Raw genomic sequence first — 12,524 nt, forward strand, 5'->3', positions numbered from 1 at the left:
TCTCGTTCGCGCTAAAGTATTCGCCACACCTCCTTCTTCACCGCGCGAATGACGTCGGTTAGAGGCTGTTGGGCGTCGATCGAGACCACGCGCGCGCCGGAAAACGCCAGTCGCGGGATGGCCGCGATACGCTGCGTAATGACGGCAGGATCCATGTCGGGTTCGCGTTTGGCGCAAACCTCCGGCGGCACGACCAGCTTGATGACGATATCCGGTGGAAGGCGCGCGGCAAGGGAATAGGTTTTAGCCTCAAATCGACGTAGCCAGAGAGGGATCCCGATCAGGCGCGGCATCAGCGGACCTTCGTTGAAGCCGGCGATTTCGTTCTGCGGGTATCGATCCGTGACTACGACAAGGCCGCGGCGGGCTCCGCGATGCGCCGCCGACAGCTTGGTCCGCTTTTCGATGGCAGTGGCGGTCGCCCAAATCGCCAGGAGAGCACTGTATAATCGGCCCGGGGGGCGACCCGAGATCTTGCCATGCGATGAGCCTTTGGGCTTGGTTTTGAACAACGGCGTGATCAGAGGCACCATCAGCTTGAGCGGCCATAATATGAGCGAAGGACGTCCTGCCCCGGTACCGAAATAGATCGGAATGACATCCATTTCCTGGCCTAGCCACTGCCGAATTGTCGCGACGATGGTTGATTTCCCACTTCCGTCGACGCCGATGACGGCCACAACGTGCCCACCACCTGGGGCCCGTCGGCTCCACGGCCGGGGTGCCCAGATAATGCGTTTGTTTAGGTAACCAGCGACGAGGTGCGTGGCGCGTATCAGACCTCGCAGTCCTGCCTCAAGATCGTTGTAGGTACGATGCGGCGCCAGGTGCTTTCGGATACGCCGCCGCAAATGTCGCTGATGCTCCAGCGCGGTCTGGCAATAAAGGGCGTCTGCAACCATGTCGGCCAGATCGTCGCCCAGGAGTTCTGCCGCTCGCTTTCTGAGCGCAGCGCGTGGAATCTGATCGGCGAGCTCTGCGCGATCAAGTGCGAATTTGCGTGTCATTGCCCGCCAGTTGCGCAGCACGACAGGATCCGATCGCCTCAGTTCGAGGCACCCGCGTACAATCAAAAGCAATGCCTCGTCTGCAGGCTCCAACATACGGATCGGCAGCTCCGGATGAACGATCGCTCGCCTCGCCAGGGCCTCCTCCCACGGCAAGTGGTAGTTCTTGAGCAGGCTGGCGCCCGCGACCAGTCGGACGTGCAGATGAAGATGCACGATCCGGCCACTCGGTTCGTCATAACCGAGATAGCTCAAGACCGACGGATGGTCCCGATAGGCGACGGCAGGAAAGGACTTGAGACCGCGCTCTAGGACGATCGCCTGAGCGCGATGCTGATCCCGTTTCGCGACAACCAGATCGAGATCTCCGTCGCCGGTCAGGCCGCGGCAAATCCGATTGCTGCTCTTCCAGTAGAAGTAGGTGATGTCGTGCCGATCGAAGTCGTTCAAGACCATAAGAGCAAGCGGCAAGATCGCGCTCTCTGCGGCCGGGCCACCGATCAAGTCTGTCCTGTGCAGGGCATCCGGTCTCATCCTTCGTGCCCTTTCCGCCCGAATGATCTTACAATGTCCAGCACTTGAAATCCGACCTCCTGCATCCGTTGATATAGGGCAGATGGTATTGCGAGGCACCTTTGACCAATGCCGGTGCGAGGCGCGTCTGCGGCCCCGGCGAGGAATTCGCTCGTATCCCCGTAGCGATATTGCGCATGCCTCTTGAGATCGACTTGTGTCACGATGGCCGCCGCAAAATCGCCGCGCTCGTTCTTGATGCGCCCGCAGTTGCGAAGCAGGCCCAAGGCGTTTTGAGCGACCTCCCGCCTCGTGCTCCCCCATTTGACGACGAAGAGAAACTTGTCGGCAATCGACGGGAGCAATCGCGCCTCAACGGCTGCGAGGACAGGCGGACCATCAATGATCACGCAATCGTAGCGTTCGCGCAGCTGGCGGATAAGGTCGGCCATCTGTTCGACTGCACTCATTGGGTCGAGCCGATAGCCGGGTATCCGAAGGTAGTCGAAGCCGGCCTGCGGAATGTGCCGGATCGAGTCCGCGAGCGACCGGTTCTGTAGACCGACGATTCGTCGCTCGCCGCCGTTGTTGAACTCGCCAGCGCTCATGCCTCCGGGAAGGTCGATGCCGATCAGGAGCACACGTCGTCCGAGGAGGCCGACATAAGCCGCGAGGCCCCGGGCGAGCGTGGTGTTCCCTTCCCCAGGAATGCTGGAGCCGATCAGGAGCGCCTTCGCGTGGCCTGGCTCGGCCAACCGCAACGTCGCAACCGTTGACCGAAGTGCTTCCGCGTACGGGGAGAATGGCTCGCCCCGAAGGTAACTTACGGAGTGGGCCAACTGGCTCGGCGGCATTCGGGGTACCAGGCCGATGCAGGAGAGTTCGAACGCATCGGTGACTTCTCTTTCGCTGCGCAGCCCACTGTCGAGGCGCTCTTGTGCGAGAGCTACGAAGCTCCCGCAAATCAAGGAGACGATCAAAGCGGGAAGCATAAACAGGATCGGATTCGGAGAGCTCGGCCGAGACGGCGGAGAGGCAAGCGAGAGAATACTTACGTCCGGGTTGACGAGTTCTTCCTGTTCGCGGATCTCCTTTTGTCGCTGAAGAAGACTTGCGTAGAGTTGCGCGCTGGCGGCGGTCCGACGCTCGAGCTCGCGTGGATCAAGGTCAGCTTCTTGTTCCGTGCTACCGGCGCTGCGACCCGCATCGGAGCGGCGCTGAATTGCCTTTTGCAGAGCCGCGCTAGTCCGCTCGATGTCGCCCTTGACCGTAGCAATCCGTTGGTCAATCCGAGCCAGTTCGCTGGCGGTATAGGCCCGTTGCTGCTCGGCATTGCTCTGGACGTAGAGTTCGACGATTCGATTGACGATGTCGGCAGCCCTCTGGGGAGTCGTCCACTGAAAGGTTACGTTGATGATGCGTGAGCGGCGTTCCTGGAGGGCCTGTAGACGACGCTGGAGATCGTCAAATTGCAGGCCTGCGTCGGTTCGCTTGTGCCGGAATAGCGGTCCAATCCAGACGCCAAGCCGCCGCTTGAGCTCCTTCAGGCCCAGCGGCCCGGCCTCGCTCGTCTCAGCCTGAGCAGGTTTCGGCGGAGTGGCCGGATCCGCTTCGACGTCAGGCGCCAGTCCACGAAACTGAGGATCGTTCCGAAAGCTGTCGAGAACGTGGCGCAAGTGATAGGGAGACGTCAGCATCGTCACCTGAGTGTCGACGGCCTGCTGGAGCGCCTCGGGACCTAGGGAAGCGGTGCCCTGAACCTGAACGACCTGCGCGGTCGCAGTATATTTGGGTGTTATGAGCAGACCGGCGATGCCTGCCAGCATCGTTCCTACACCAGCGATGGTGAGGATGAGCTTGCTCCTTCGACGCAGGATCCCGATCACTTGCAGGACGCCCGGTTCGGACGCGATCGTGGTCTGGTCGTCTTGCCGCACGCCTTCGAAGTCGGACCTCAATGGTATGCTGTCGGCGATGAGACCCGTCTTATCCATCAGCTGCATCCGTACCTCCCTGCCATCGCTCCATCCTCGCGGTCAGCTCGACCCCGAGCCCAGTTGGCTCGCTCCATATGCGGGTCGCGGGCGCGCACGAGAGCGACCCCATGCGTTCGCGAGGCGAGCATGGCCGCGCAGTACGTAGCCTCTGGCGACCGATCGTAGCTGGTCCGCCGGCATCGGCTCTGCGGTCAGGCAGACTGCGATTACAAACCAGAAGATAGGATGCCGAAGCAGAAAGGTGGCGACGGCGTAAATGCATAGGCCACACAGCAATGTCGGCAAGGCTGCTTGACCGGTCGCGTAGGCGGACCTGAAAGCCGTCACCACGAGCCAGACGAAGCTTAGGACGATCAGGAGCCCGCCCTGGGTAAAAAGGTCGAGCATCGTATTGTGCGCCTCGAAGTTCGGCACGAACGAGGGCTTGGGGTGCTCAACAAACTCGGGATGGACCGTATCCATTTTCCTCGCGGAGACGATGGAGTTCGGGATTTCGAGATGCGGACCGGGGCCTAGGCCGAGCATGCCGGATTCGACACCCCGCCTGATGGCCTGGCTCCAAAGCTCAAATCGCAATTCCGTCTTCTCCCTGGTTTGCTCGGGGTTTTCCCGTGCCATCGACTTGGCGAAGTCCCTGGCTTCGACCGCGATCGAGTAGGCCAGCGGCGCGATCGAAATCACGACTCCGGGCAACGCCAGCACAATCATCCAGGCGAACGCTGACCGGAAGCTGATCTGCCGTGCTCGCGAGAACAGCAAGGTGCGGCACTTGAGCGCCAAGAAGATCGGGCCGGCGAGCACAAGAATGAGTGTAAACGAGTCGCTCCCGGTGAGCCGGCCCGTGTAGACGGGGATGATGGCGCAGGCCAGAGCGCCAATCCTCGCGCCGAGCCTGGTGGACGTTTCGGCAAGATGGAGCGATAGAATTCCAAGCACCATGCAGAGTACTGCAAGTTGATGCGGATTCGACGACCAGCCTCGGAATTGATCCCACCATAGCGGATCGACCGAAGGAATGCTGTAGAAACCCCAGGCGTTGGCGAGCTGTGCGACCACAACCGGCGTGCCGAATCCACACAAAAGCCAGGTGATGCGACGCAACCTGGGTCCGGGTTGCGGCCCGACCACGCTCAGGCAACTGATGGCGGCCAACAGGGGATAGGCCATGACATCGTGCATGAACCATTCGGAATCGTGCTCGTCGCCGATGAGCTTTGCCGTCAACGTTCCGAGGCTCTGCGCAAGCACAAACAGCGACCAGAACACCAGGAGTCGAGACAGAGCCGGCGTCAGGACCAGGCGAAGGTGAGCTGCTTCGCGACCGAGTACGAGGATGACCCAGATGAACAGACAAAGTTCGCCCGGTCCGACTGGCAAGCCCACAATCCGCAATTGGGAGGCGGGCGTCAGCAGCAGCCCAAATGCGAACAGGAAGTCCAGGATCATCGACGTACCTCGCGCTGCGTCGATCGATTCCGTAACCGCCGCTCGATCGAAGAGGGCAGTCTTTGAGTGACGATCTGAAATGTCGCCATGGTTTGCGGGGCAGCAGGCAGGAGTCCAGACCTCATGTCCGTCGTTCTTATCTTGACGCGCGCATAAGTGCCGCCCGGCTGGCATGTTTTGCGGTTGCGACACGTTCGGGCGGTTTCCATTGGACTTCAATTCATTCGGTTCAAAGCGATTGGGTTTTGATTGCGGCTCAAGAACGCTGCCTGCAATTCCGGTGAGCCGGCGAGGGCCCAGTCTCCATTCTGCGCTCCCCAGCTGTAGGCGAAGTCAAAAACGGGTGTCGGTATGAGCACGTCCCAGCGCGCCAACATTAGCTGCATCTGACTTGCGGTCGGCATCACGTATCGGCCGCCGCCGTCATTGATCCAGCGGCCGCCGCCGAAGGTCTGGTAGACCGGGACCATCTTGTCGCGCGGCACCCCAGCGGCCTCGGCCGCCGCGACATAGCGATCGATCTGGCGGTAATCGCAGCCCTTCAACTCCGTTCGGCACGGGTAGGGATCGATGCCAAACAGATCGACATGCGAGTTGGCTGGGTTGTAGGTGTCCTTGAAAGACGGTGTTCGTGACGACGTCATCGTCATGAGCAGGATGAAGGTCTTTGCCCCCGGCACGTTGGCATGGATCCAGTCCGACTCCGCCTTCAGATTGTCAGCCGTGCAAAGCGCGAAGTGTTGTCCGGTTGGATCCGGATCATCCATCAAATAGAAGCCGAACAGTTTCGTGTGGCCGATGAACGGGCGGACGGTATCGACGAATTTGGCATCCGCGCCGTTGCATTGACCGACCCACACCAGGCCTCTCACACCGTCCGGCAGAGACTCCAGCTGCGCCAGGCTGCTGACATCCGCAAGATTGAAACCGGCAGAGCCGGGAACATAGCTTCCGGCCGAGTCGAAGTTTCCGTTGGAAGCGAAATGCAGGGTGGTCGTGGCCTGCGCGCGCGTCGGCGTCTCGAACACGAAGCCTTGCAGGAGCAATGCACTGGCCCCGAGCACGGCCGCTACCGCGCACCACCTGGCGTACGCGGCGCGTGCATGAGTCCCTAGAGGGCGCTGCATGTGTCCCCCTTAATCGTCGACGCCAACCTCCCGTCTTTGAACCGGGCTGGGGGCGCACGGTCAATCAACTGCCTGTAGAGAGCAGCATGCCGATCGACAACAGTTGTGAGCGAGAACTCCTTCCTGACATACTCGGCGGCGCGATCGGCCATGGCCAGGCCCTTCTCTCGATTGGCGAGCAGGTGGAGAATCTTTGCGGCCAATACGGGCGGCGCTCCCGGGGGCACCAGCAATCCGTTCCATCCATCGCGGATGACCTCAGCGCAACCCGGCATGGTGGTGGTCACGATTGGCAGGCCGGCGAGTGCGGCCTCAAGGAGAACCCGAGGCACGCCTTCACGGTACTCAGTCGGAAACGCGAATACATTTGCCAGCCTGAGCAGAGCCGGGATGTCCGATCTCGGCCCGATCGCCTTCACATAGGGGGCATGCCGATCAATCTCAGCTTGCGTGATGGCGAGGGGTCCTTCGGATTCGCGCGGCCCGACAAGCAGGAAGCGTACATCGGGACGCACCTCGTGCACCCGGGCGGCCGCGTCGAGCAGCGCCGGAATGCCCTTCTGCCTGGTCATCCGCGTCACGGTAATGACGACTTCGGCGTCGCCAAGCCCAAGCTCGCGGCGAAGCTGATCTGGCGAGGGTCCCGAGCTCAGTGCTCGATCGAACCCCTCGACATCGACGCCGGCACCGCGAATCAGAACGGGCATCTTCCCAGCGATCCCGTGACGCTCGAAGAACGCGCGGTCGTCACTGATCTCAAATACCGTGGCGGCGGCGGTGCGAGCCGCCAACCTGTGGAGCGCGCGGTAGACCGGACGTAGCGTCAAGGCAAGCGGGGAGCGAGAAGAATAGAGAAAAGCGCGCCCATTAATCGTACGGATGGCCAACACATCAGGAGCGCTCCGCGCGGCCAAAGGCAGGAATATCGAGGGTTTGGTGTCGAAGCTCTGCGCAAGATCGGGCCGCTCCTCGATCAGGATTTTCGCAAGGCTCTTGATGGCCGCCAAGTCGGCCCGCGGATTTACGAACCGGTTGAACTGGAAGTCTCGATAGCGGATGCCTGCCTGAGCAAATGGAGCTGGGTCGCCGCTCGCGACGGCTGTTATGCGGAAGCCATGATCGCGCAGGGCGCACATCGCCGGAATGCGAAGATGATGATCTTCGCCCCCGATATAGAGCAGATGGGGCTGCACTGGATCGCGTCGGTCCCTCGATGTTTCATCTGGATCGTCATCAAGGAGGTGAGAGCCGTATCTATGATCGCCGTCCCGCCCTGGTTTCAACATTCGCAAAGCTCCCGCATTCGATATCGCCCACGCCTTGGCAAATCTCGGTAGCCCGTCGGCCAAGACAGGATCTCACTAATTCATCCGCTGGATGGCAGCACACTTGAACGACGCGCTGCCCATCCATCGATCGGAAACCGCAATGTGGTATCCGCTCAAAAGCGCCGACACGCTCAGGGAAGCGTGAATTCACCATTCAACCGAGTGGGTTGTCGAGAATCCACTATTATCACAGCACATTCGAGGTCGTATCTGAATAAAGGGGTAACTACACGATCCACTCGCGCAATCGGCGGCCGTGCGTTGCTATGCTGCGCCAGGAGGATCGCGCGTGTGCGGCGAGAATGGATTCGATAAGGCGTTGGTCGATCGATGCTTGGTCGGCGGGTGGGGCCGTATGATGCGGCCCCGCGTTTCCGGTACCCCCTTTGGATTACCTCGCAGTTCGTCTCTGTGCCCGGGCCATTGTCCGCCACGGAGTTTTCCGCTGCGACGCCGAGCGGCAGCCTATCGATGTCGCCGCCTCGGCGCGGGCTTCTGAGCTTCTGAGCTACCCATTAGGGCCTAATGAAACTGCACGTGTACTGCGTTTTTGCCGCGCGGGTATCCCGTGAGCAGAGTTAGAGTCGCGACCGCAGGAGGCGACTTCACTGCAAGCCGTGTTTTCACGAGCACCCAGCGCTCGCCGGATCGAGGGCGAGACGAGCACAATAGATGGCCACTCGGGATGCAGTCCAGATCTGATGTCGTTGATCGTGAGATGTTGGCGGACCACATGCGGGATATCCAGGAAGTAGCGTCTCCAGAGAAGTCAGGGTCCTTTGCCCTCGTCTTGTTGCTCAGGTTGCACGGCATTGCAGCGGACGAGGAGCAACTCTGTCATCGATTAGGTACCCGTCACATCGGGGTGACGGAGATGGTGCGCTGTGCGAAGGCTTTCGGCCTCAAGGCGCGCACGATCAAGACCGGTTGGGCGCGTCTTGCGCGCATACCGTTGCCGGGGATCGCCGTGCTTAATCAAGGCGGCTTCCTCCTGGTCGGCAAGGCGGACGGGGACGAGGTATTGGTTCAGTGTCCCTCGGACCCCCGTCCGCGCAAACTCAGTCGTGCTGAGTTCGAGACGCTCTGGGATGGGCGCCTGGTCTTGATGGCGCGCAGGGCGTCGCTTTCCGATCTGTCTCGCCGATTCGACTTCACCTGGTTTCTTGGTGCCATTCAGAAATATCGCCACCTGCTCGGAGAAGTTCTGCTCGCTTCCTTCTTCCTCCAGGTATTCGCCCTCGTCAGCCCGCTATTCTTTCAGGTGGTCATCGACAAGGTGCTCGTCCATCGCGGGATTAGTACGCTGGAAGTCTTGGTGATCGGTCTGGCCTTGATCGCCGTGTTCGAGGCAGTGCTGGGCGCGTTACGCACTTACCTCTTTTCTCATACCACCAACCGCATCGACGTCGAGTTGGGCGCCCGCCTCTACCGCCATCTGGCGTCATTGCCGCTCATGTATTTCCAAACCCGACGTGTCGGCGACTCGGTAGCCCGCGTTCAGGAGCTGGAAAATGTCCGCAACTTTCTGACAAGTTCCGCGCTGACTTTCATTATCGATTTCATGTTCACCGCGGTTTTCATTGCGGTGATGTTCGTTTACTCGCCGATGCTCACGATGATCGTTCTGGGAGCGTTTCCGTTCTACATCGGCATTTCGGCCATTGCGACTCCGCTGTTCCGTCAGCGGTTGGATGAAAAATTCCGCCGCGGCGCAGAAAATCAGGCCTTCCTGGTCGAGAGCATAACGGGCGTGCAAACGCTGAAGGCCCTGGCCGTCGAGCCCCAAATGAACAGGCGCTGGGAGGAACAGCTTGCCGCCTATGTTTCCGCGAGCTTTCGCGTCGTGAGCCTTGGAAATATGGCAAGCCAGGCGGTGCAATTGGTGAGCCATCTGGTGACGGTTGCGATCCTGTTCTTCGGCGCGAAGCTGGTGATCGACGGTAGCTTGACCGTCGGTGAATTGGTGGCCTTCAATATGCTGGCAAACCGCGTGAACATGCCGGTCTTGCGCATCGCCCAGATCTGGCAGGACTTCCATCAGGTTCGTCTCTCGATCGAGCGGTTAGGTGATATCCTCAATACGCGGCCGGAGCCGACTGTCGGCGTAGGGCGCGCCGTGCTCCCGCCGATTGCGGGCGCCGTTACATTCGATCACGTTACATTTCGCTATCGCACCGACGGACCTGAGACGCTGCACGACATTGGATTCCATGTTCCGGCAGGCCAGGTCGTGGGGATTGTTGGTCCGTCCGGCTCGGGCAAGAGCACGCTGACCAAGCTTCTCGAGCGGCTGTACGTGCCGGAAAGTGGCCGTGTCCTCGTCGATGGTGTCGATCTTGCCTTGACCGATGCCGCCTGGCTCCGACGGCAGGTGGGCGTCGTTCTGCAGGAGGACGTGCTTTTCAACCGAACCGTGGCCGAGAACATCGCGCTTGCCGATTCCGCCATGCCGATGCAGCGGATCATTGATGCGGCCATCCTTGCCGGAGCACATGAGTTCATACTCGAGCTGCCTGAGGGCTACGATACAATCGTCGGTGAGCGCGGCTGCAGCCTCTCGGGTGGCCAGCGGCAGCGCATCGCAATTGCCCGCGCTCTCATCAATGATCCTCGTATTTTGATTTTCGATGAGGCCACCAGCGCCCTCGACTATGAGAGCGAACGCATCATCCAGGACAACATGCGACGCATTTGCGAGAGGCGCACCGTGTTTATCATTGCCCACCGGCTTTCCACGGTACGACGAGCAAATCGGATCATCACCATCGATCGCGGGCGGATCGTCGAGGACGGCACCCATGATGAGTTGATCCGCTCGAACGGGCGCTATGCAAACTTGCACTTGCTCCAGGCAGGGATCAATGACCATCGCTAGAAGCATCGTTCCGTTCCCCGATCGCCGCCGGCGCCGCGAAGAGGAGACCGCCTTTCTCCCGGCCGCGCTGGAGGTCCTCGAGAGGCCGCCGTCGCCGGTCGGCCGCGCCATAGGCATGATCATTATCTTGCTGTTTTGCGTCGCAATGGTCTGGGCGACGCTCTCCAAGGTCGATGTTGTCGCGACCGCGCCGGGCAAGATCGTGGTGAATGGCCGAACCAAAGTGATCCAGCCCGCGGAAACAGGGGTGGTGCGCGCGATTCACGTCAGGGACGGCGCGATAGTCAAGGCGGGTGACGTGTTGATCGAACTGGATCCAACGATCACTGCCGCCGAACTCGATCACGTGAAGAGCGACCTGGTTGCTACGCAGCTTGATATCGCCAGGTTGCGCGCCGCGCTGGGACCCGGCGATCCGATTGCGGCGCTCGTCCCTCCGATAGGGGCCAGCCAGCAGGCGATCGACCTGCAACGTCAGTTCCTGGCCAGCCAGATGGCAGAGCACATTACGAGGCTGTCGGAGCTCGATGGGCAGTTGGGACAGAAAAAGGCGGAGAGCGAGACAATCGCGGCGACGATCTCCAAACTCGATGCAACAATCCCCCTCCTCGAGGAGCGTGTGAGCGTTCGCAAATATCTCTACGACAAGGCGATCGGGTCCAAGATCACCTATCTCACCGAGGCTCAAGAACTGGTCGGCCAACAGCATGACGTTCTGGTCCAGCAGAGCCGGCTCCGCGAAGCGGAGGCCGCGACGACGAGTCTCGCGCAGGCCAGATCCAAAGCGGAAGCGGAGTTCCGGCGAGCGCTCTATGACGATCTGTCGAAGGCCGAACAGCGGGCCGCCGGTCTCGCCCAAGACATGATCAAGGCGGAGCAAAAGGCGAAGCTGCAAATTCTCACCTCGCCGGTCGATGGGGTGGTGCAGCAGTTGGCGGTGCACACGATCGGTGGCGTGGTTACACCGGCGCAAACACTGGCGGCCGTGGTTTCCTTGAATCCGGATTTCGAGATCGAGGCGCTGGTATCGAACCGAGATATTGGCTTTATCGTTCCGGGGCAGACCGTCGCAATCAAGATCGACACTTTCAATTTTACCCGCTATGGCCTGCTGAATGGTCGGGTGCTCAGCATTTCACGGGATGCGATCATACGTGACCGGCGTGAGGACGGAGTGAGGGATCAATCCGGCGGAACGGAGATTGCGTCCAGCGAGCCGAAAGGGCAGGAGCTGATTTACGCGGCCCGCGTCAGCCTCGACCGTACCTCGATGGAGGTAGAGGGCCGGACCGTCCAACTGTCGCCCGGAATGGCGGTGACGGTCGAGATCAGGACGGGTTCGCGACGCATCATCAGCTACCTGCTCTCACCGTTGACGCGCTACAATCAGGAAATATTGCGAGAGAGATAGCGGCCATGACGCTCTGAGGATGGAGGAGCGAGCCTCTTTGGCCATCGGGCGGCGCCCCGGGGCGTGCCGGTGAAACACGCCGGATAGCGGCCTTACGACGATCATCGTTTGGATGCGCCCCTCGGCAGCAGAGTAGTCGGAAACGGAATTGAGGTAGTTAAGGTATTAGGGCGATACGTCCCAAGAGGGTGACGAGCTCCACCTGGCGTCGCGTCTGTGTCTTGACGAACAGCGACGCGAGATGGGAACGGATTGTCGTTCGGCTCAGCCGCTGAGCACGGGAAATGTCGAGCAGATTGCCGCCGCGTGCCAATTCGATGGCGACATGAATTTCCGCGGTCGTGAGGCCAAACAAGCGTTGCAGCGTTCGGGGCGACGGCTCCGGACGAGCATCGAGGTCGACCAGGACGATTGCGCAGGTGTCGTCCGACCAGACATTGGCTGTTTGATTGACAAGGCTCGTTATGCCATCGCGGGAGGACGTTGCCAGCCACGCGATCGAACCCGCGGGAACTTCGACACCCGCGCGCTTTACGATCTCCCTTACAGCGTCAGACAGCGATTTTGTACCCAGCGCGGATCCACAATGGCGCTCCAGTATGGCGCGGCCCGTCGGGCTCACCTCGACTACACGGCCGTGTTTGAGCAAGATGTGCGCGCAGCCGATACGGCCTAGGGCTGCGTGCATTTCATCGCGCACGTCGAACCGACGGTCGTCGGAGAGGATTGGGGGAGCACGGTTGGAAATGTTGAAGATGGATTCCTTGGATTGGTAACGCGATGCAACCGAGCTGCTCTGTGTCAAGTTCAGCATTCGATG

General features: G+C 60.6%; 8 protein-coding genes. 2 read left to right on the forward strand and 6 right to left on the reverse strand.

Annotated features, from left to right (window positions below; translation table 11 throughout):
- Positions 1–11: 11 nt before the first annotated feature.
- The 5 genes from ACPPVR_RS11815 to ACPPVR_RS11835 all read right to left on the reverse strand — a co-directional run bounded on the left by ACPPVR_RS11815 (position 12) and on the right by ACPPVR_RS11835 (position 7,283).
- A complete protein-coding gene (locus ACPPVR_RS11815; protein WP_426614392.1) occupies positions 12–1,541 on the reverse strand; it encodes a hypothetical protein in 1,530 nt (509 codons plus the stop codon).
- Positions 1,538–3,523: a Wzz/FepE/Etk N-terminal domain-containing protein gene (locus ACPPVR_RS11820; RefSeq protein ID WP_426614393.1), complete on the reverse strand. Its 1,986-nt coding sequence runs from the start codon at positions 3,521–3,523 to the stop codon at positions 1,538–1,540. Before ACPPVR_RS11820 ends, ACPPVR_RS11815 begins: the two co-directional genes overlap by 4 nt.
- 33 nt (positions 3,524–3,556) lie before the next feature.
- Positions 3,557–4,963 carry an O-antigen ligase family protein gene (locus ACPPVR_RS11825; RefSeq protein ID WP_426614394.1) on the reverse strand — a complete coding sequence of 469 codons (1,407 nt, stop codon included), beginning with the start codon at positions 4,961–4,963 and terminating at the stop codon, positions 3,557–3,559.
- A 215-nt stretch (positions 4,964–5,178) separates the two neighbouring features.
- Complete coding sequence (locus ACPPVR_RS11830) at positions 5,179–6,027, reverse strand: hypothetical protein (protein ID WP_426614395.1); 849 nt, start codon at positions 6,025–6,027, stop codon at positions 5,179–5,181.
- A 47-nt stretch (positions 6,028–6,074) separates the two neighbouring features.
- Positions 6,075–7,283, reverse strand: a complete 1,209-nt coding sequence (locus tag ACPPVR_RS11835) for a glycosyltransferase (protein ID WP_426614396.1) — start codon at positions 7,281–7,283, stop codon at positions 6,075–6,077.
- A gap of 868 nt (positions 7,284–8,151) precedes the next feature.
- On the opposite strand from ACPPVR_RS11835, the gene ACPPVR_RS11840 reads away from it, so the two are divergent.
- Together ACPPVR_RS11840 and ACPPVR_RS11845 are read left to right on the forward strand one after the other, a co-directional pair.
- A complete protein-coding gene (locus tag ACPPVR_RS11840) occupies positions 8,152–10,293 on the forward strand; it encodes a type I secretion system permease/ATPase (protein ID WP_426614397.1) in 2,142 nt (713 codons plus the stop codon).
- Positions 10,280–11,704: an HlyD family type I secretion periplasmic adaptor subunit gene (locus tag ACPPVR_RS11845; protein ID WP_426614398.1), complete on the forward strand. Its 1,425-nt coding sequence runs from the start codon at positions 10,280–10,282 to the stop codon at positions 11,702–11,704. Before ACPPVR_RS11840 ends, ACPPVR_RS11845 begins: the two co-directional genes overlap by 14 nt.
- Before the next feature lie 157 nt (positions 11,705–11,861).
- Here the strand turns inward: ACPPVR_RS11845 and ACPPVR_RS11850 are convergent, their stop codons facing one another.
- Complete coding sequence (locus tag ACPPVR_RS11850) at positions 11,862–12,518, reverse strand: helix-turn-helix transcriptional regulator (protein ID WP_426614399.1); 657 nt, start codon at positions 12,516–12,518, stop codon at positions 11,862–11,864.
- Positions 12,519–12,524: the final 6 nt, after the last annotated feature.

Source organism: Bradyrhizobium sp. McL0616 (genome assembly GCF_049993385.1).
In the GTDB taxonomy this organism is placed as follows: Bacteria; Pseudomonadota; Alphaproteobacteria; order Rhizobiales; family Xanthobacteraceae; genus Bradyrhizobium.

What these genes read in the sequence shown, in the direction of transcription:
- ACPPVR_RS11815 (WP_426614392.1), bottom strand. Translation starts at nt 1,541, where the DNA reads ATGAGACCGGATGCCCTGCACAGGACAGACTTGATCGGTGGCCCGGCC.
- ACPPVR_RS11820 (WP_426614393.1), bottom strand. Translation starts at nt 3,523, where the DNA reads ATGCAGCTGATGGATAAGACGGGTCTCATCGCCGACAGCATACCATTG.
- ACPPVR_RS11825 (WP_426614394.1), bottom strand. Translation starts at nt 4,963, where the DNA reads ATGATCCTGGACTTCCTGTTCGCATTTGGGCTGCTGCTGACGCCCGCC.
- ACPPVR_RS11840 (WP_426614397.1), top strand. Translation starts at nt 8,152, where the DNA reads ATGCGGGATATCCAGGAAGTAGCGTCTCCAGAGAAGTCAGGGTCCTTT.
- ACPPVR_RS11845 (WP_426614398.1), top strand. Translation starts at nt 10,280, where the DNA reads ATGACCATCGCTAGAAGCATCGTTCCGTTCCCCGATCGCCGCCGGCGC.
- ACPPVR_RS11850 (WP_426614399.1), bottom strand. Translation starts at nt 12,518, where the DNA reads ATGCTGAACTTGACACAGAGCAGCTCGGTTGCATCGCGTTACCAATCC.